Genomic DNA, 18,341 nt, shown 5'->3' on the forward strand with positions numbered 1-18,341 from the left:
GGACGGCCGAGTGAGCAGACGCCGAGTTTGCCGTGATGGCTGCGCTCAGGGCGCCGACCACAACCGTGATGGCAATCTCGTTGGGCTGTCGGGCCGTCGGCCGCCGGTAAACTGGTCGGATGCTTGACGCCACCGCGACAGCCGACATTCGGATGTCCGAGCTCTCGGCGTTGCACCGCTACCGGATCCACCTCGACATCGCCGTCGTCGTAGTCGTGCTGGTGGTGACCAACCTGGTCGCCCACTTCACCACCCCGTGGGCGAGCATCGCCACGGTCCCGGCAGCGGCTGTCGGGCTGGTCATCTTGATGCGTTGGCGGGGCTTGGGCTGGGCGGACCTCGGCCTGGGTCGCGAGCACTGGAGGCCTGGCGTCGGTTACGCGCTGGCCGCCGTGGCCGTCGTGGCGTCGGTGATCGCGCTGGGCGTGCTGCTGCCGGAGACCCGGCCGATGTTCATGAACAACCGCTACGCGACGATCTCCGGCGCGATGGTCGCCTCGATGGTGGTCATCCCGCTGCAGACCGTCATCCCCGAGGAGCTGGCCTTTCGGGGTGCCCTGCACGGCGCACTCAATCGGGCCTGGGGCTTTCGCGGCGTCGCGCTGGCGGGTTCGTTGTTGTTCGGGTTGTGGCATGTCGCGACGTCGTTCGGGCTGACCAGCAGCAATGTGGGTTTCACCCGGCTGTTCGGCGGCGGGCTGGTGGGCATGATGATCGGCGTGACGGGAGCCGTCCTCGCGACAGGGGCCGCCGGATTCGTCTTCAGCTGGCTGCGCCGGCGCAGCGGCAGCCTGATCGCGCCCATCGCGTTGCACTGGTCGCTGAACGGGCTCGGTGCGCTGGCCGCCGCGTTGGTCTGGCACCTGTCCACCTGACGCCGAATCAGACCAGCAGCACCGCTGCACCCGCGATACGGCCGGCGCTCAGATCGGCCAGCGCCCGATCCGCCTGTCCCAGTGGGTATTCCGGCGTCGTCACCTCGATGTGGTGATTGCTTGCGAAGTCGAGGAAGGCCCGCGCGTCGGCCCGGGTGTTGGACGTGACCGACCGGACCTGGCGTTCCTGGAACAGGTGACGCTGGTAGTTCAGGGCCGGGATGTCGGACAGGTGGATCCCGGCGATCGCCAGGGTGCCGCCGCGATCCAGCGCTTCCAGCGCGGGCAGCACCAGATCACCCACGGGTGCAAAAAGGATGGCGGCATCCAGCGGCGCCGGGGGCGGATCGGCGGCGCCTTGTGCCGACGCCGCGCCGAGCTGCAACGCCAGTTCTTGCGCCCGGGATCCGCGGGTCATCACGTGCACCTCGGCGCCTTGCGCCAGCGCCACCTGGGCGGTGATGTGCGCGCTGCCGCCGAAGCCGTACAGGCCCAGGCGCCCGCCGGGCGGCAGCTCGGCGCGCAGCAGCGAGCGATAGCCGATGATGCCCGCGCACAACAACGGGGCCAGCTCGCTATCGCTGTAGCCGCTGGGCAGGGGGTGCGCGAAAGCGGCCGGGACAGTGGTGAATTCGGCGTAGCCGCCGTCGGCGTCCCAACCGGTGTAACGGGAGTGCGGGCATAGGTTCTCGTCACCACGGCGGCAGTATTTGCACACGCCGCAGGTGTGGCGCAGCCAGGCGATGCCCACCCGGTCCCCCACCTGGAATTCGCCACCGGCCTCAGAACCCATCTGGATGACCTCACCGACCACTTCATGGCCCGGGGTGACCCGGTCCCGGTGGACCGGAAGGTCACCTTCGGCGACGTGCAGGTCGGTGCGGCAGACGCCGCAAGCGCGCACGGCCACAAGGAGTTCGGAGGGTCCTGGGCGTGGCACCTCTGCGGTGACTTGCTCCAGCGGGCCGCTGTTCATCGGCCCGGGGCGACGTACGCGCCACGCGCGCATTGCCGTGGTGGTCACCGGCGGAGGCATCAATCCATCATGCCGCTAACCACCACGGCCGCAACGGGATAAGCCGGTTACGTCCTGCGCACCATCCCGACGACCCAGAGCAGCAGCAGGGCGCCGAGCAGCGCAGTGAAGAACGTGAAGATGATGCCGCCACCAGCGGTGTTGACGAAGAAGCTCAGGATGAAGCCACCGATCAGGGCGCCGATGATCCCGATGATTATGTCCATCACGATGCCGGCGCCGCTGCCCCTGATGATCCTGCTGGCGAGGGCTCCGGCGAGCCCGCCGATGATGATGTAACCGATCCAGCCGACGCTGGTCAAAGTGCTGGAGCGGGCAAGAAATTCAGTAGCTGCCATGACGGTCATGAAAGTCTCCTCGCAATCACTGGCAAAGCCCAGCTGTTTGCTGGGCCGTCACTCCGGTATACCCGGCTTGGGTCACGAAACGAGTGCCGAATTGGAGACGGTTGACCAGTCGGTTTCGCGTCCCTCGAGCCGCTCGGTCAGGTCGAGAGCGTCTGCTGCGGTGTCGGTGTGGGGGGCGGGCTGACCTCGGAGGCCGGCGCGCCCGGAACCGGCGCGGGTGCGCCCGGTGCCGCGGGCGCTCCCGGTGCCGCAGGCGCTCCCGGTGCCGCAGGCGCTCCCGGTGCCGCGGGTGCTCCCGGTGCCGCGGGTGCGCCAGGAGCCGGCGCACCGGGGGCCGCCGGCGCTCCCGGCGCGGCGGGTGCTCCCGGAGCGGCGGGGCCGCCTGGAGCCGCAGCCGGTGTCCACGCCTGGATCGACTCGGCGAGCGCCTTGGCCGCGCCCCTGTCCACCGGGTCGTTCGAGGTTCCGAGCCACACCACGAACCAGCGTTGGGCGGTCCCGCCGTTAGCCGAACCGATGACGCCCGTCCAGATCTGGCCGTTCGGCTTGGACGCGTCGCTGAACTTCACTTCGTAGTACGACGCGCTGCCGGTGCTTCCGTTACTTCCGTTGAGCGGGGTCGCGTCCTGGTTGATCCGGGTGCCGGGATAGGGCATGAAGAACTCGCCCATGTCCGACCCCAGCCGCACCGCGGCCTTGGCATTATTGGCTTCCGCACTGGCGTACAGCTTCTGGTCCAGGCGGCCCATCACGATGCGCGTGTCGTTGGCGACCGCTGGCGGCTGATCGGGCGCCGGCGCCGGGCCGGTGACCTTGCTCAGCAGCGCCGAGCCGTAGTCGAGGTGCGACGCGTCCGACTCCACCCAGCCGGCCGGCAGGACATAGCTGAATCCGCCGACCGCGTTGGTGACCCGCCCGGCGTTAGGGTCGGCCGGCGGTGGTGGCGGTGCATTCGGGTCGACGGGCGGTGGCGGCGCCCCGTTGGGGTTGAGCGGCGGCGGCGGGACCGCGTTGGGATCGCCCGGCGCCGGTTGCGCATTCGGCGCCGGAGCGGCCGGCGGAGCGTTGGTAGCCGGCGCCCCCGGCGGCGCCGTGGCCGTGCTCGGCGGCACCGGCGTGGGCACCTCGGGATCGGCGTTGGAAGCCGCCGGCAACGCGATGGCGAATGCGCTGGCACCGGTCACCGTGGTGATCGCCAGCGTCGTCCACAGTCCTTTGCGACGGGTCGAGGTCGGGTCCACCTGTTCCATGGCGACGAACCTACCGTGTTACCGCTGTGACGCAAGGGTGATTGCGGACTATTGCTGCGTGGATTTACCGATGTTGCCAGTGAGCAATGTCGAAAGCCCGAGACGCGTTGCGCCCGGCGCCTCAGCGGGCGGAGGGATGCAGCGACACCTCATGCGCCTTGACCGAGAACCACACGCGATCCCCCGGCACAAGTTGGAGCTCTGACGCGGCGTCGACGGTGATCTCCGCGGCGAGGCCCGGAGCGCCGTCGGGTTGCTGCGCGCAACGCACCCACACCGCCGGTCCGCGGACATCCAACTCCGCGACGGTGACCTCAACGGTGTTGCGGGGGCTACCGTGCGGGCGCTCGCGATAGACGGCCACCGCCGTCGGTGGAAAGACCACGATCGCATGCTGCTCCGGCGACAACGCGCCACTCGCCGCAGCGGCCGCGTACCACCGGTCGCCGGAGTCCGCGCGCAGCGAGCCGTCACCGGCAACGGTTCCATTCACCAAGTTGATGCCCGCGATGCGGGCCGCGAAATGGCTGCGCGGTGTGCTGAGAACCTCGGCTACCGGGCCGATTTCGGCGACCTTGCCGGACTCCAGCACCAGGACGCGGTCGGCCAGGGTGAATACGTCCAGCAGGTCGTGGGTGACCAGGATCGCCGCACACCCGATGCGGGTGATGACGTTGCGCAGCACCGCCCGGATCGCGGCGGCCGCGGCGACGTCGAGGCCGGCCAGCGGTTCGTCGAGGAGCAAGACGTCGGGCTCGGCCGCCAGCGCCCGGGCGATCGCGACTCGCTGGGCCTGTCCGCCGGACAGCTGTCGCGGTTTCCGGTCGGCGAAGCGCTCGGCATCCACCTCGCGCAGCCAGCGCAGCGCCGTCGCCGTCTGGGCGGCGCGCGCCGGGCGCAACCTCCCGCGCCGGCTATGCGGTCCGAACGCGACGTTCGCGGCAACACTCATGTGCGGAAACAGCAATGCGTCTTGCAGCAACAGCCCGACCCGACGGTCGTGGGTCGCCACGTCGATGCCGGCCGCAGGGTTGAACAACTCTCGGTTCCCCAGCCGCACCACGCCGTCGTCGGGACGAAGGAGCCCCGCGATGACATGCAGCACGGTCGATTTGCCCGCGCCATTGGGTCCTAGCACGGCGAGCACCTCGCCCGCGGCGACGGAGAACTCCACGTTCACATGTCGGTCCGCGACGACCGCGCGCAGGTGCAGATCGCTCATGGTCACCCGATGCCGGATCCGGTCAGCCGGCGAGCGCCAAGGCCCAATACCACCAGGGCCGCCACCACCACCAGCAAGATCGACAGCGCCACAGCGGCATTGGCGTCGGTGACCCGTTGCAGGTAGATCTCCAACGGCAGCGTGCGGGTCACCCCCTGCCGGGATCCGGCGAACGTCAGCGTCGCGCCGAACTCGCCGAGCGAGCGAGCAAAAGCCAGCACCGCCCCGGACACCACGCCCGGCAACAGCAGTGGCAGGGTGACCCGCCACCAGACGACGCTCGGACGCGCGCCCAGCGTCGCGGCCACCGCCTCGAACTCGGCGCCGGCGGCGCGCGCCGCGCCCTCCAGGGAAATCACCAGGAACGGCAGCGAGACGAAGGTCTGTGCGAGTACCACGGCGGTGGTGCTGAACGCGATGCTGACGCCGGCGGCTTCCAGGTAGCGACCGAGCAATCCGAGTCGGCCGAACGCGTACAGCAGCGCGATTCCGCCCACCACCGGCGGCAGCACCAACGGCAGCAGAATCAGGGGCCGAAGCAACCGGATCGGCCGGGCCCTGCCGCGTGCCAGCACCAGCGCCATCGGCACTCCCAGCGCCACACACAGCACCGTGCTGGCGGCGGCGGTCTTGAGGCTCAGCAACAACGCCGTACCCGACGATGAGCTGGTGATCAGCGACCAGAAGTGCGGCCAATCGACCTTGACTGCGATGGCCACCAACGGCAGCACCACGAAGAGCGTCCCCACCGCCGCGGGAACGTACACCCACCGGGGCAGATCCGTCGGCCGGTGCATCCGCGGTCTCAGGGCTTCGCGAAGCCGGCCTGGGCCAGGATCTGCTCCCCGGCCGGTGACGTCACCAGGTCGACGAACTTCTCCGCCGGCGCGGCCAGCGGCGCCTTCTTCAGCACACCGATGGGATAGACGTTCACCGCGCCGGCGGCCTCCGGGAAGTTCACCGTCGCGACCTTGTTGCCGGCGGACTTGGCGTCGGTGACGTAGACCAGCGCGGCATCGGCCTGACCGCTGGTGACCTTGTTGAGGGCATCGGTGACGCTGAGTTCCTCGCTGACCGGGCGCAGCCGCACCCCGGTGCTGTCTTCGACTCGCTGGGTCGCTGCGCCGCACGGCACCGGTTGCTGGCAGATCACCACGTTGAGTCCGGGCTCGGCCAGATCGGCGAAGGAAGTGATGGCCTTCGGATTGCCCGGGGCGGTGACGATGACCAGGGTGTTCGCCGCGAAGTTCGCCGGGTTGCCGGTCAGCAGGCCGGACCTGCTGACCTTGTCCATCTGGGCGGTGTCGGCCGAGGCGAACACGTCCGCGGTGGCGCCCTGCGTCAACTGAGTGGCCAGGTCGGACGAGCCGGCGAACTCGAACTCGACGCCGATGCCCGGATTCTGGTCCGTGAACCGCTGGCCGATCTGGGTGAACGCCGGCTTGAGCGACGCCGCGGCGAACACCATCACCTTGCCGGCCGGCGGCGAGCCCGCCTTCGACCCGCACCCGATCAGGCCCGCCAGAAGTACGGTCGAAACCGCAGCGGCCAGGATCCCGATCCGACGCATGGATGAACCCTAGCCCGCCGATGATGCGGCCGCTTGGCGGTTGAATCGCCGCAAGAAAGTAGCGGCCAAATAGTTACAGAAACGATCCGCGCGTCGCGCCGGGTGAAGTTTCGCCGACTAGCTACTGTCCAGTAACATGTCTGGGACCGATGCCATAACGCGTGAACACGAGGAGGTCATGGCATGGAGGTGCTGGTTACCGGCGGAGACACGGACCTAGGGCGCACGGTAGCCGAGGGCTTCCGCGATGACGGCCACAAAGTGACCCTCGTGGGCGCACGCAAGAGCGAGCTGGAGATCGCCGCCAAGGAGCTCGAGGTCGACGCGATCGTCTGCGACACCACCGACCCGGCCAGCCTTGAAGAGGCCCGCGCGCTGTTCCCGCATCATCTGGACACCATCGTCAACGTGCCGTCGCCCTCCTGGGACGGCGGCGACCCACGCACCTATTCGATCGCCGATACGGCCAACGCCTGGCGTCACGCCCTTGACGCCACGGTGCTTTCGGCGGTGTTGACCCTGCAGGCCGTGGGCGACCACCTTCGCTCGGGCGGCTCCATCATCAGTGTGGTGCCCGAGAACCCGCCGGCCGGCAGCGCCGACGCCGCCATCAAGGCGACGCTGTCGAACTGGACCGCGGGCCAGGCAAGCATTTTCGGCACCCGCGGCATCACGGTCAACGTCGTCGCGAGTGGACGCAGCGCCGAGCCCGGCTATGACGGACTCTCCCGCACGCCGGCACCCGTGGCCGCCGAGGCCGCGCGGTTGGCGCTGTTCTTGACCACGCCGGCGGCTCGCCACATCACCGGCCAGACCCTGCACGTGAGCCACGGCGCGCTCGCCAGTTTCGCCTGAGGCGTAGCGCGCACCCTTCTCCCGCCAGAGGCCGATCGCTACGGTAAGTGTCGTGGCTATTCGACTCGGTTTGCAGATTCCCAACTTCTCCTACGGCACCGGGGTAGAGCAACTCTTTCCCACCGTCATCGCCCAGGCCCGCGAAGCCGAATCCGCTGGATTCGATTCGGTTTTCGTGATGGACCACTTCTACCAACTGCCGATGTTGGGATCGCCCGATCAGCCGATGCTGGAGGCCTACACGGCCCTGGGAGCCCTGGCCACCGCAACCGAGCGGGTGCAGCTGGGCACCTTGGTGACCGGCAATTCGTACCGAAATCCGAGTCTGCTCGCCAAGACCATCACCACACTGGACGTGGTCAGCCAGGGCCGCGCGATTTTGGGGATCGGTACCGGATGGTTTCAGCTCGAGCACGACCAGCTGGGCTTCGAATTCGGCACCTTCACCGACAGATTCAATCGGCTCGACGAGGCCCTGGAGATCATCCTGCCGATGATCAAGGGCGAACGGGCCACCTTCTCGGGCAAGTGGTACCAAACCAGCGAGGCGTTCGCCAATCCTCGCTTCCGCGACCACATTCCGCTGATGATCGGCGGCAGCGGAGAAAAGAAGACGATCCCGCTCGCGGCAAGGCATTTCGACCACCTCAACGTGATCGCGGGTTTCGACGAGCTGCCGCGCAAGTTGGACGCGGTGCGCCGGTCCTGCGAGGAGGTGGGCCGCGACCCCGTCACCCTGGAAACCAGCACGCTGACCACCGTGATGATCGACGAGAACGCGAGCCTGGACCAGATTCCCGCCGAGATGACGCAGCGGATGGTGGTCGGCACGCCGGATTCGGTCGCCGATCAGATCAAGACCAAGGTGATCGATGCGGGCGTCGACGGCGTGATCATCAATCTGCCCTTCTACACACCCGGCGTCATCGAGGCGGCCGGGAAAGCGCTGCGCCCGCTCGTTGGCCTGTAGACGGTGGCGGCCGTGTGGAGTCGCGAAACGGCCATGGCGCGGTAATACTTCGGTGTAGCAGCGTTCACCTGTGCCACGGCGGCGCAGCGCAGAAGCGAAGGGCCGGAACCGCCATGAAGATTCGAGCCCTGGTGGCGATCGCGGTCGGCGTGGCGTTCGCCCCGATTCCGAATGCGCTCGCCGACAACAATTGGATCGCCATGGCGATATCGGACTCCACCGGCCACATCAACATCGCCGACGGAGCCTCCAGCCAGGGCGCGGCAGAGAAGGCTGTGATGGACACGTGCCGCAAGAGCATCAGCGACTGTCGTCTGCTGGCCAGCGGCCAGGGTGGCTGCATGGCGCTCGTCTTGAACGCGGCGAAGTCCCGATACTTCGGGGGTTGGGGTCCGACGCGCGAAGAGGCGGAAGCTGCGGCGCTGGGGCGCGCCCCCGGCGGGACGATTCAGGACGGCCACGACCACTGTGCGGGAGAAGGCTCCACTGGGTGACGACGGCTTCGGTTGGCTAGGCTGATATCTACGCCACAATCGCGGTCGCTCACCAGGTATTTCACTTCCGCACACCGTTAGTGTTGCAAACAACACATGCGTATCGGCTAGGTCCCGGGGTATCCGCATTACTAGCGTGGTGGCTAAATGCAGTCGCGCGTCCAGGAGCCCCCCGTCAGGAGCAGCGGAAACATGAGCCCCCAGCCAGAAACCCCAGCTGGATCGGAGCGCCGTCATCAGGTCGTCATCATCGGCTCGGGATTCGGTGGACTGAACGCGGCAAAGAAACTGAAGCACGCGAACGTCGACATCAAACTGATCGCCCGTACCACCCATCACCTGTTCCAGCCACTGCTGTACCAAGTGGCGACGGGCATTGTGTCCGAAGGCGATATCGCGCCGCCCACCCGTGTGGTCCTGCGCCGCCAGCGCAATGTTCAGGTGCTGCTCGGCGACGTCACCCACATCGATCTGGAGGGCAAGTTCGTGGTGTCCGACTTGCTCGGGCACACCTATGACACGCCCTACGACAGCTTGATCATCGCCGCCGGCGCCGGCCAATCGTATTTCGGCAACGACCATTTCGCCGAGTTCGCCCCGGGCATGAAGTCGATCGACGACGCGCTCGAGGTGCGGGGCCGGATCCTGAGCGCGTTCGAACAGGCCGAGCGGTCTCGCGACCCGGAGCGACGCGCCAAGTTGCTGACGTTCACCGTGATCGGGGCCGGGCCCACCGGCGTCGAAATGGCCGGGCAGATCGCGGAATTGGCGTCCTACACGCTGAAGGGCTCCTTTCGGCACATCGACTCGACGCGGGCGCGGGTGATCCTGCTCGACGCCGCGCCCGCCGTGCTACCGCCGTTCGGCGACAAGCTGGGTCAGCGCGCGGCGGCCCGGCTGGAGAAGATGGGCGTGGAGATCCAACTGGGCGCGATGGTGACCGACGTCGACCGCAACGGCATCACTGTCAAGGATTCCGACGGTACCGTCCGGCGTATCGAATCGGCCTGCAAGGTCTGGTCCGCCGGGGTGTCAGCCAGCCCGCTGGGCCGCGACCTTGCCGATCAGTCGTCCGTCGAGCTGGACCGGGCCGGCCGGGTCAAGGTGCTGCCGGACCTGTCGGTGCCCGGCCACCCGAACGTGTTCGTCATCGGAGATTTGGCTGCCGTCGAAGGCGTGCCGGGCGTGGCGCAGGGAGCCATCCAGGGTGCCAAGTACGTCGCGAGCACCATCAAGGCCGAGCTCGGGGGCGCCAACCCGGCCGAGCGGGAGCCGTTCCAGTACTTCGACAAGGGCTCGATGGCCACGGTGTCGCGGTTCTCCGCGGTCGCCAAGATCGGGCCTGTCGAGTTCAGCGGCCTGTTCGCTTGGTTCGCGTGGCTGGTGCTACACCTGGTCTACCTGGTCGGTTTCAAGACCAAGATCAGCACGCTGCTGTCCTGGACGGTGACGTTCCTGAGCACCCGGCGCGGCCAGCTCACCATCACCGAGCAGCAGGCGTTCGCCCGCACCCGCCTCGAACAGTTGGCCGTGCTCGCTGCCGAGACCAAACGGCCGGCGGCCAGGCGGGCCAGCTAGCCGCCCGTTGTACCCTCCTCCAAAGAGGTTGCCGGACAGCGCATTTCACTGATCGCAGCCGTCGCTGTTGATCAGCCTTGGCGAATCTCGAGATTCTGCAGTCGCACCTGGCCGCGGGCGACGATCCGGTCGTCGGCGTCGGTGATGGTGACCAACCACAGTTGCTGGCTTCGCCCCCGGTGAATGGGCTCGGCGGTGCCGTACACCATGCCCGAGCCGATGGAGCGCAGGAAGTCGGTGTTGTTGTTGACCCCCACCACATTTCCGCCGCCGCGGGTCGCCAACCAGGTGTAGGCGGCCACACTGGCCATGCTCTCGATGATCGAGCAATAAACGCCGCCGTGAACCAAACCCATCGGCTGCAACAGCTTGGGCGTCACCTCTAGCTGTGCGCGCGCACCGTCGGGGCTGAGTTCGGTGAATTGCAGCCCGATCTCGCGGTCGAAGGGTGCGGCGAAGTCCGGCGGGAGGATCGTTTTCTGCGGCTCTGGCACGTCCATGTGTCTACACCATGGCCGGCGCACGCACGCTCGCGGCGGAATGGCGGCCCCGAAAACGGCTGAGCCCCGGGCCTTTTAGGCACGGGGCTCGCCGATCGAGTAGACCGGGGGTCGCTGCAGCCCTCAGGACGCTCACACGGTCCGTATCGCTCGACCACATCAGCATAGGCAAGGCTGCCCTAACTTGGCAAGCGGTATGGTTCTTCTTGTTCGCGGCTTGGGCCGCGGCGGCCGACACAGCAATTTGTCAGGCTTCCGTACGACCGACGGTAGTAAGCCGGAGTACTCTTGATTCGACGCTCAGGAGATGAACGAAACTATGGCCAAACTGACACGGCTGGGGGATCTAGAACGGGCCGTCATGGACCATCTGTGGTCCACGCCCGAGCCTCAGACCGTTCGCCAGGTCCATGAGGCGTTGTCGGCACAGCGCGACCTGGCCTACACCACGATCATGACCGTGCTGCAGCGGCTAGCCAAGAAGAACCTGGTCTCCCAGATCCGCGACGACCGGGCACACCGCTACGCACCGGTGCACGGCCGGGACGAACTGGTCGCCGGGCTCATGGTGGACGCGTTGGCCCAGGCCGAAGATCCGGGTGGCAGAAAGGCCGCACTGGTGCATTTCGTCGAGCGTGTCGGCGCCGACGAGGCCGAGGCGCTGCGGCGCGCGCTCGCCGAACTGGAAGCCAATCAACGCAAGAACCCGACATCTGCTGGCGCTGGGCCGGAGGGCTGAGGGACACTAGCAGTGTGTCCGCGCTGGCCTTCACCATCATCGCGGTGCTACTGACCGGCCCCGTGCCGGCAATGTTGGCACGCGCGCGCTGGCCGCTGCGCGCTCCCCGCGCCGCAATGGTGCTCTGGCAAGCCGTTGCGCTGGCCGCGGTCCTGTCGGCGTTCAGCGCCGGCATCGCGATCGCCACCCGATTGCTGATGCCCGGCCGCGACGGCCGGCCCACGACCAGCATTGTCGGCGCCGCCGACCGCCTCGGCTGGCCGCTGTGGACGCTCTACGTCAGTGTTTTCGCCCTGACCCTGCTGGTCGGCGCCCGGCTTATGGTCGCGGTCATCCGGGTGGCCATCGCCAACCGGAAGCGTCGGGCCCACCACCGGATGGTGGTCGACCTGGTCGGGGTCGGCCACGGCGCCGCGAAGTCCCAGCCCTGCGCCCGGACGCGCGACCTTCGCGTCCTGGACGTCCCGCAACCGCTCGCCTACTGCCTGCCCGGCGTGCGCAGCCGGGTGGTCGTCAGCGAGGGAACGCTGAGCACGCTCGCGGACCCCGAGGTCGAGGCGATCCTCACCCACGAGCGCGCCCATCTGCGGGCGCGCCACGACCTGGTGCTGGAGGCGTTCACCGCCGTGCACGCGGCCTTCCCGCGGCTGGTCCGCAGCGCCAACGCGCTCGGCGCGGTCCAGCTTCTGGTCGAGCTGCTCGCCGACGACGCGGCGGTCCGCGCCGCGGGGCGCGCTCCCCTGGCCCGGGCGCTGGTCGCATGCGCATCGGGGCGGGCCCCGTCGGGCGCACTCGCGGCCAGCGGCCCCAGCACGGTGCTCAGGGTGCGCCGGCTGGGCGGACGCGGCAACAGCCCGCTGTTGTCGGCGGCGGCATACCTGGCCGCGGCGGCCGTATTCGTGGTGCCCACGATTGCGCTGGCCGTCCCGTGGCTCACCGAGCTGGAACGCCTGCTCAACCTCTGAGGCCGCCGATCACCGATCACCCCGGACGCCCGAGTGTTCGCTGTGCCACAGTGTCACCGAAGGCTTTGGCCGAAAGGTTCTCCTAATCGAGAGGCGAAAACATGAGTTCGTCGGATGCCCACTCCGATTCCACGACCGGCACCGCGCAGATCGGCGTCACGGGCCTGGCCGTGATGGGTTCCAACATCGCCCGTAACTTCGCCCGGCACGGCTACACCGTGGCGCTGCACAACCGGTCGATCGCCAAAACCGATGCGCTGCTCAAGGAGCACGGCGACGAGGGCACGTTCGTGCGTTCGGAGACCATCGCGGAATTCCTGGACGCGCTGGAGAAGCCGCGCCGGGTGCTGATCATGGTCAAGGCCGGCGACCCCACCGACGCCGTCATCGACGAGCTCGCCGACGCCATGGAAGAAGGCGACATCATCATCGACGGCGGCAACGCCCTCTACACCGACACCATCCGTCGGGAGAAGGCGATGCGCGAACGCGGCCTGCACTTCGTCGGCGCCGGCATCTCCGGCGGCGAGGAGGGCGCGCTCAACGGGCCGTCGATCATGCCGGGCGGCCCCGCCGAGTCCTACAAGTCGCTGGGCCCGCTGCTCGAGGAGATCTCTGCCCACGTCGACGGCGTGCCCTGCTGCACCCACATCGGCCCCGACGGCGCCGGGCACTTCGTCAAGATGGTGCACAACGGCATCGAGTACTCCGACATGCAGCTCATCGGCGAGGCCTACCAGTTGCTGCGCGACGGGCTGGGCAAGACCGCCCCCGAGATCGCCGACGTGTTCGCCGAGTGGAACAAAGGCGACCTGGACAGCTTCCTGATCGAGATCACCGCGCAGGTGCTGCGCCAGACCGACGCCAAGACCTCCAAACCGCTGGTCGACCTCATCCTCGACGAGGCCGAGCAGAAGGGCACCGGACGCTGGACGGTGAAGTCGGCGCTCGATCTCGGTGTGCCCGTGACGGGCATCGCCGAGGCGGTGTTCGCCCGTGCGCTGTCCGGCTCGGTCGCCCAGCGCAAGGCCACCACCGGCCTGGCCTCTGGTAAGCTCGGCGAGAAGCCAAGCGACGCAACACAGTTCATCGACGACGTGAGTAAGGCGCTGTACGCGTCGAAGATCATCGCCTACGCCCAGGGCTTCAACCAGATCCAGGCGGGCAGCGCCGAATACGACTGGGACATCACGCCCGGCGACATGGCGACCATCTGGCGCGGAGGCTGCATCATCCGCGCGAAGTTCCTCAACCGGATCAAGGAGGCGTTCGACTCCGACGCCGACCTGCCGACCCTGATCGTCGCGCCCTACTTCCGCAGCGCCATCGAGGAATCCATCGACAGCTGGCGCCGGGTCGTGGTGAAGGCCACCGAACTGGGCATCCCGATCCCCGGTTTCGCCTCGGCGCTGTCCTACTACGACGCGCTGCGCACCGAGCGGCTGCCCGCCGCGCTCACCCAGGGGCTGCGGGACTTCTTCGGCGCACACACCTACGGCCGGATCGACGACGACCCGGACAAGCGCTTCCACACACTGTGGAGCGCAGATCGCACCGAGGTGCCCGCGTAGCGGGGCGACATCACCAGGGCGTGAAGGGGGCTTGAGTTGGCGGGGCTACTGCGATGAGGTTTCTCGACGGGCACAGGCCCGCATACGATTTGACCTACAACGACGTGTTCGTGATGCCGAACCGCTCGGAGGTCGCGTCCCGCTTTGACGTCGACCTGTCCACCGATGACGGCTCGGGCACGACGATCCCGGTCATCGTCGCCAACATGACCGCGGTGGCGGGGCGCCGGATGGCCGAAACGATCGCGCGGCGCGGCGGACTCGTCATCCTGCCGCAGGATCTCCCGATCACCGCGGTGCAGCAGACGGTGGAGTTCGTCAAGAGCCGCGACCCGGTGCTCGACACCCCGGTGGTGCTCGAGCCCGACGACTCGGTGTCCGACGCGACGGCGCTGATCCACAAGCGTGCGCACGGGATCGCCGTGGTCACCTTCGAGGGACGCCCCCTCGGTCTGGTGAGCGAATCGTCGTGCCTGGGCGTGGATCGCTTCACCCGGGTGCGCGACGTCGCGATCACCGACTTCGTCACCGCCCCGGTGGGAACCGAGCCACGCAAGGTGTTCGACCTGCTCGAGCAGTCGGCGATCGGCGTCGCCGTCGTGACCAACGCCGATGGAACGCTGGCGGGTGTGCTGACCCGCACCGGCGCCATCCGCGCCGGCCTGTACACCCCGGCCGTGGATGCGCGGGGCCGCCTGCGGGTGGGCGCGGCCGTCGGAATCAACGGCGACGTCGGCGCCAAGGCGCGGTCGCTGGTCGAGGCGGGCATCGATCTGTTGGTCATCGACACGGCGCACGGGCATCAGGTGAAGACGATCGAGGCGATCCGGACGGTCGCGGCGCTGCAGCTGGGGGTGCCGCTGGCCGCCGGGAACGTGGTCTCGGCGGAGGGCACCCGCGACCTGCTGGGCGCCGGGGCGAACATCGTCAAGGTCGGTGTCGGCCCCGGCGCGATGTGCACCACCCGGATGATGACCGGCGTCGGCCGTCCCCAATTCTCTGCCGTTATCGAATGCGCTTCGGCGGCAAGAGAATTGGGCGGACATGTGTGGGCCGACGGCGGCATCCGGCATCCGCGGGACGTGGCGCTGGCGCTGGCCGCCGGCGCGTCCAACGTGATGATCGGGTCGTGGTTCGCCGGCACCTACGAGTCGCCCGGGGACCTGATGCGCGACCGCGACGACCAGCCGTACAAGGAGAGCTACGGGATGGCCTCCAAACGGGCGGTGGTGGCGCGCAGCGGCGCGGACACCGCCTTCGACCGGGCCCGCAAAGCGCTGTTCGAGGAAGGCATTTCGACGTCCCGAATGGGGCTCGATCCGGCCCGCGGCGGCGTCGAGGATCTGCTCGATCACATCACCTCGGGCGTGCGCAGCACCTGCACCTATGTCGGCGCCGCCAACCTGGCGCAGCTCCATGAACGGGTCGTGATCGGGGTGCAGTCGACGGCGGGCTTCGCCGAGGGGCATCCGCTGCCGCAGGGTTGGTGACGCGGCAGGCGCGACCGGCGTGGCCCGCACTGGGCGCCGCCGCGCGGGCGCGACGCGGGCTAGCATAAGACAGCAAAGACGGAAGCAACCGCGACCGCTCCGCCACCAGGCAGCGAAAGGATCGACGTGCCGCAGGCACCCGTGCCAGCCATCGGCTCGCGGGCGCACGGGCCGTCAGACGAAATGCCCGATGGGGAGCCCCCTCCGGGGCCGTCACCGCTGATCGGGCCTGACCCCTCCGCCGGATGGCGGCGCAGGCCATGAACGTCACCGTCACCGTAGTCAGCGTTGTGGCGATCGCGGTGCTCATCTTCGGCAACGCCGTCTTCGTCGCCGCGGAGTTCTCCCTGACCACCCTGGACCGCAGCGCAGTCGAGGCGAACGCGCGCGGCGGCGGCCGCCGCGACCGATGGATCCGCCGCGCGCACCACCGGCTGTCGTTCCAACTGTCGGGCGCCCAGTTGGGCATCTCGGTCACCACGCTGGCGGCCGGTTACCTGACCGATCCGATGGTGGAAGACCTGCCCCACCCGTGGCTGGATGCGATCGGCATACCCGACAGGGTCGGCGACGCCGTCATGGCGTTTGTGGTGCTGGTGATCGTGACGTCGGTGTCGATGGTGTTCGGCGAGCTGGTGCCCAAATACCTGGCGGTGGCGCGTCCGCTGTCGACGGCCCGCGCCGTCGTGAGCGCCCAGCTGTTGTTCTCGGTGCTGCTCACCCCGGCGATCCGGCTGACCAACGGGGCGGCGAACTGGATCGTGCGCCGGCTCGGCGTCGAACCGGCCGAAGAGCTGCGGTCGGCTCGATCCCCGCAAGAGCTGCTGTCGCTGGTGCGTTCGTCGGCGCGCAGCGGCGCCCTGGACGCCGCCACGGCGGCCCTGGTGCGGCGATCGCTGCAGTTCGGCGCCTTGAGCGCCGAGGAGCTGATGACACCCCGGTCCAAGATCGTGGCGCTGCAGACCGACGATACGGTCGCGGACCTGGTGACCACGGCCGCCGAGTCCGGGTTCTCCCGCTTCCCCATCGTCGACGGCGACCTCGACGAGACGGTCGGCATCGTGCACGTCAAGCAGGTTTTCGCCATCCCGCGGACCCAACGCCGCCGCACGCGGCTGATCACGGTGGCACAACCCGTTCCGAAGGTGCCGTCGACCCTGGACGGCGACGCGGTGATGGCCGAGATCCGGGCCAACAGCCTGCAAACCGCGCTGGTCGTCGACGAATACGGCGGCACTGCCGGCATGGTGACCGTCGAGGACCTGATCGAGGAAATCGTCGGCGACGTCCGCGACGAGCACGACGACGCGACCCCGGACGTGGTGCCAGCCGGCACCGGCTGGCGGGTATCGGGTTTGCTGCGCATCGACGAGGTGGCGGCCGCCATCGGTTTCCGGGCGCCCGAAGGCCCCTACGAGACCATCGGCGGATTGGTGCTGCGCGAGATCGGTCACATTCCGGTGGCCGGCGACACGGTGAAGCTGCCCGCGTTGGACGCGGACGGCTTGCTGGCCCCGGTGACGCGTTGGCAGGCAACGGTTATCCGGATGGACGGACGCCGGATCGACCTGCTCGAACTCGTCGAGCTGAGCAGTCAGGGTGAAGTCCCCGCGGCAGGGGCGCGCCGATGAGCGACGCCCTGGGCCTGTTGCTGGCCTGCCTGCTGATCGGGGTGAACGCGTTTTTCGTCGGCGCGGAGTTCTCGCTGATCTCGGCGCGGCGCGACCGCCTGGAGGCGCTGGCCGAGCAGGGCAGGGCGGCCGCGGTCACGGTGATCCGCGCCGGGGAGCAACTGCCGTCCATGCTGGCCGGCGCACAGTTGGGCATCACGGCCGCGTCGCTGCTACTCGGGCGGATCGGCGAGTCGGCGGTGTCCAATCTGCTGCGGACGGCGTTGGGGCTCACCACGATTCACCCGGCGCTGTTACACACTCTGTCGTTCGCGATCGCGCTGGCAATCGTGGTGACGCTGCACGTCCTGTTGGGCGAGATGGTGCCGAAGAACATCGCACTGGCCGGCCCGGAGCGCACCGCGATGCTGCTCGTTCCGCCGTACCTGGCCTACGTGCGGGCCGCCCGGCCGTTCATCGTGTTCTACAACAAGTGCGCCAACGCGGTGGTGCGCGCGTTCGGCGTCGAACCCAAGGACGAGTTGGAGATCACAGTCTCCCCCGTCGAGCTCAGCGAGATGATCGCCGAATCGGAGTCCGAAGGCTTGCTGGACTCCGAGGAACGCACCCGACTCACCCGGGCGCTGCAAATTCGCCACCGCGTCGTCGGCGACGTCGCCGTCCCGCTCGCCGACGTGCACGCCGTGCCGGTCGCCGCGGCCGGCTCGGGTCCGACGGTCGGGGCCGTCGAGCAAGCCCTGGCCCAGACCGGATACTCCCGATTCCCGGTGGCCAGCGTCGGCGGCGCCTTCCTGGGATATCTGCACATCAAGGACGTGCTGACGCTCGGCGACGATCCGCACGCAGTGATCGACCTGGCGATGGTGCGGCCGCTGCCGCGGCTGTCGCGATCGCTGCCCCTGGCCGACGCCCTGTCGCGGATGCGGCGAAGCAACAGCCATCTGGCCTTGGTGACCGACGAAGGCGGGGGCGTGGTGGCCATGGTGGCGATGGAAGACCTGGTTGAAGACCTGGTCGGCACCATGCGGGACGCGTAGTGACACTGGCCGGCCGGGGCGACTGCGCGCAGCCCGTATGATCTTCACGGCTACCAGTTAAGAAACTGCTGGAGGGCGCAGCGCCGTTCGCGCGCGGAACATGCGTTGCTGGAAACACATCCCGGTGCTCGCCCGCAGCGTCGTTCTTGGGGCTGTCAGCGCGGCCTGACCTGCTGTGGCGGATCGCGCAGATAACGCTCAGCAGGCTGCG

General features: G+C 68.5%; 18 protein-coding genes. 11 read left to right on the top strand and 7 right to left on the bottom strand.

Features of this window, described 5'->3' with window-relative positions; translation table 11 throughout:
- The first annotated feature begins 119 nt into the window (after nt 1–119).
- On the top strand, nt 120–875 hold the full coding sequence (locus AC5Y4T_RS06585; protein WP_499916567.1) for a CPBP family intramembrane glutamic endopeptidase: 756 nt from the start codon (nt 120–122) through the stop codon (nt 873–875).
- A gap of 7 nt (nt 876–882) precedes the next feature.
- On the opposite strand, the gene AC5Y4T_RS06590 is transcribed toward AC5Y4T_RS06585, so the two are convergent.
- The 6 genes from AC5Y4T_RS06590 to modA form a co-directional block, all read right to left on the bottom strand.
- Complete coding sequence (locus tag AC5Y4T_RS06590; RefSeq protein WP_499952478.1) at nt 883–1,911, bottom strand: zinc-binding alcohol dehydrogenase family protein; 1,029 nt, start codon at nt 1,909–1,911, stop codon at nt 883–885.
- A 47-nt stretch (nt 1,912–1,958) separates the two neighbouring features.
- Nucleotides 1,959–2,258, bottom strand: a complete 300-nt coding sequence (locus AC5Y4T_RS06595) for a GlsB/YeaQ/YmgE family stress response membrane protein (protein ID WP_499916571.1) — start codon at nt 2,256–2,258, stop codon at nt 1,959–1,961.
- Between the two features lie 137 nt (nt 2,259–2,395).
- Nucleotides 2,396–3,508 carry an alanine and proline-rich secreted protein Apa gene (locus AC5Y4T_RS06600; protein ID WP_499916572.1) on the bottom strand — a complete coding sequence of 371 codons (1,113 nt, stop codon included), beginning with the start codon at nt 3,506–3,508 and terminating at the stop codon, nt 2,396–2,398.
- A 121-nt stretch (nt 3,509–3,629) separates the two neighbouring features.
- Entirely contained in the window at nt 3,630–4,730 is a 1,101-nt protein-coding gene (locus AC5Y4T_RS06605; protein ID WP_499949483.1) for a sulfate/molybdate ABC transporter ATP-binding protein, read from the bottom strand.
- 2 nt (nt 4,731–4,732) lie between these two features.
- Entirely contained in the window at nt 4,733–5,527 is a 795-nt protein-coding gene (locus tag AC5Y4T_RS06610; protein WP_499916576.1) for an ABC transporter permease, read from the bottom strand.
- An 8-nt stretch (nt 5,528–5,535) separates the two neighbouring features.
- On the bottom strand, nt 5,536–6,300 hold the full coding sequence (gene modA, locus AC5Y4T_RS06615; RefSeq protein ID WP_499916578.1) for a molybdate ABC transporter substrate-binding protein: 765 nt from the start codon (nt 6,298–6,300) through the stop codon (nt 5,536–5,538).
- A 183-nt stretch (nt 6,301–6,483) separates the two neighbouring features.
- Here modA and AC5Y4T_RS06620 point away from each other — a divergent pair, with 183 nt between their 5' ends.
- The 4 genes from AC5Y4T_RS06620 (at nt 6,484) to AC5Y4T_RS06635 (ending at nt 10,197) form a co-directional block, all read left to right on the top strand.
- On the top strand, nt 6,484–7,155 hold the full coding sequence (locus AC5Y4T_RS06620; RefSeq protein WP_499916580.1) for an SDR family oxidoreductase: 672 nt from the start codon (nt 6,484–6,486) through the stop codon (nt 7,153–7,155).
- A 52-nt stretch (nt 7,156–7,207) separates the two neighbouring features.
- Nucleotides 7,208–8,125, top strand: a complete 918-nt coding sequence (locus AC5Y4T_RS06625) for an LLM class F420-dependent oxidoreductase (RefSeq protein ID WP_499916581.1) — start codon at nt 7,208–7,210, stop codon at nt 8,123–8,125.
- Between the two features lie 113 nt (nt 8,126–8,238).
- Nucleotides 8,239–8,619 (top strand): DUF4189 domain-containing protein, encoded by a 381-nt coding sequence (locus AC5Y4T_RS06630; RefSeq protein WP_499916583.1) that lies wholly within the window; start codon nt 8,239–8,241, stop codon nt 8,617–8,619.
- A gap of 192 nt (nt 8,620–8,811) precedes the next feature.
- Complete coding sequence (locus tag AC5Y4T_RS06635; RefSeq protein ID WP_499916585.1) at nt 8,812–10,197, top strand: NAD(P)/FAD-dependent oxidoreductase; 1,386 nt, start codon at nt 8,812–8,814, stop codon at nt 10,195–10,197.
- A gap of 71 nt (nt 10,198–10,268) precedes the next feature.
- On the opposite strand, the gene AC5Y4T_RS06640 is transcribed toward AC5Y4T_RS06635, so the two are convergent.
- Nucleotides 10,269–10,697 (bottom strand): PaaI family thioesterase, encoded by a 429-nt coding sequence (locus tag AC5Y4T_RS06640; protein ID WP_499916587.1) that lies wholly within the window; start codon nt 10,695–10,697, stop codon nt 10,269–10,271.
- 319 nt (nt 10,698–11,016) lie between these two features.
- Between AC5Y4T_RS06640 and AC5Y4T_RS06645 the strand changes: the two genes are divergently transcribed.
- The 6 genes from AC5Y4T_RS06645 to AC5Y4T_RS06670 all read left to right on the top strand — a co-directional run bounded on the left by AC5Y4T_RS06645 (nt 11,017) and on the right by AC5Y4T_RS06670 (nt 18,130).
- On the top strand, nt 11,017–11,436 hold the full coding sequence (locus tag AC5Y4T_RS06645; protein ID WP_499916589.1) for a BlaI/MecI/CopY family transcriptional regulator: 420 nt from the start codon (nt 11,017–11,019) through the stop codon (nt 11,434–11,436).
- Nucleotides 11,437–11,450: 14 nt separating this feature from the next.
- A complete protein-coding gene (locus AC5Y4T_RS06650; protein ID WP_499916591.1) occupies nt 11,451–12,401 on the top strand; it encodes a M56 family metallopeptidase in 951 nt (316 codons plus the stop codon).
- Between the two features lie 101 nt (nt 12,402–12,502).
- On the top strand, nt 12,503–13,972 hold the full coding sequence (gene gnd / locus AC5Y4T_RS06655) for an NADP-dependent phosphogluconate dehydrogenase (protein WP_499916592.1): 1,470 nt from the start codon (nt 12,503–12,505) through the stop codon (nt 13,970–13,972).
- A gap of 53 nt (nt 13,973–14,025) precedes the next feature.
- Entirely contained in the window at nt 14,026–15,462 is a 1,437-nt protein-coding gene (locus tag AC5Y4T_RS06660; protein WP_499916594.1) for a GuaB1 family IMP dehydrogenase-related protein, read from the top strand.
- Nucleotides 15,463–15,722: 260 nt separating this feature from the next.
- Complete coding sequence (locus AC5Y4T_RS06665; RefSeq protein ID WP_499949482.1) at nt 15,723–17,093, top strand: hemolysin family protein; 1,371 nt, start codon at nt 15,723–15,725, stop codon at nt 17,091–17,093.
- Entirely contained in the window at nt 17,090–18,130 is a 1,041-nt protein-coding gene (locus AC5Y4T_RS06670) for a hemolysin family protein (RefSeq protein WP_499916598.1), read from the top strand. Before AC5Y4T_RS06665 ends, AC5Y4T_RS06670 begins: the two co-directional genes overlap by 4 nt.
- The last annotated feature ends 211 nt before the right edge of the window (nt 18,131–18,341 follow it).

This window comes from Mycobacterium sp. NGS11 (assembly GCF_059813315.1).

Bases quoted from the DNA above. Each gene is read 5' to 3' on its own strand.
- AC5Y4T_RS06590 (WP_499952478.1), bottom strand. From the start codon at position 1,911: ATGCCTCCGCCGGTGACCACCACGGCAATGCGCGCGTGGCGCGTACGT.
- AC5Y4T_RS06595 (WP_499916571.1), bottom strand. From the start codon at position 2,258: ATGACCGTCATGGCAGCTACTGAATTTCTTGCCCGCTCCAGCACTTTG.
- AC5Y4T_RS06605 (WP_499949483.1), bottom strand. From the start codon at position 4,730: ATGAGCGATCTGCACCTGCGCGCGGTCGTCGCGGACCGACATGTGAAC.
- modA (WP_499916578.1), bottom strand. From the start codon at position 6,300: ATGCGTCGGATCGGGATCCTGGCCGCTGCGGTTTCGACCGTACTTCTG.
- AC5Y4T_RS06660 (WP_499916594.1), top strand. From the start codon at position 14,026: ATGAGGTTTCTCGACGGGCACAGGCCCGCATACGATTTGACCTACAAC.
- AC5Y4T_RS06635 (WP_499916585.1), top strand. From the start codon at position 8,812: ATGAGCCCCCAGCCAGAAACCCCAGCTGGATCGGAGCGCCGTCATCAG.
- AC5Y4T_RS06600 (WP_499916572.1), bottom strand. From the start codon at position 3,508: ATGGAACAGGTGGACCCGACCTCGACCCGTCGCAAAGGACTGTGGACG.
- AC5Y4T_RS06670 (WP_499916598.1), top strand. From the start codon at position 17,090: ATGAGCGACGCCCTGGGCCTGTTGCTGGCCTGCCTGCTGATCGGGGTG.
- AC5Y4T_RS06585 (WP_499916567.1), top strand. From the start codon at position 120: ATGCTTGACGCCACCGCGACAGCCGACATTCGGATGTCCGAGCTCTCG.
- AC5Y4T_RS06610 (WP_499916576.1), bottom strand. From the start codon at position 5,527: ATGCACCGGCCGACGGATCTGCCCCGGTGGGTGTACGTTCCCGCGGCG.
- AC5Y4T_RS06640 (WP_499916587.1), bottom strand. From the start codon at position 10,697: ATGGACGTGCCAGAGCCGCAGAAAACGATCCTCCCGCCGGACTTCGCC.
- gnd (WP_499916592.1), top strand. From the start codon at position 12,503: ATGAGTTCGTCGGATGCCCACTCCGATTCCACGACCGGCACCGCGCAG.
- AC5Y4T_RS06620 (WP_499916580.1), top strand. From the start codon at position 6,484: ATGGAGGTGCTGGTTACCGGCGGAGACACGGACCTAGGGCGCACGGTA.
- AC5Y4T_RS06645 (WP_499916589.1), top strand. From the start codon at position 11,017: ATGGCCAAACTGACACGGCTGGGGGATCTAGAACGGGCCGTCATGGAC.
- AC5Y4T_RS06630 (WP_499916583.1), top strand. From the start codon at position 8,239: ATGAAGATTCGAGCCCTGGTGGCGATCGCGGTCGGCGTGGCGTTCGCC.
- AC5Y4T_RS06665 (WP_499949482.1), top strand. From the start codon at position 15,723: ATGAACGTCACCGTCACCGTAGTCAGCGTTGTGGCGATCGCGGTGCTC.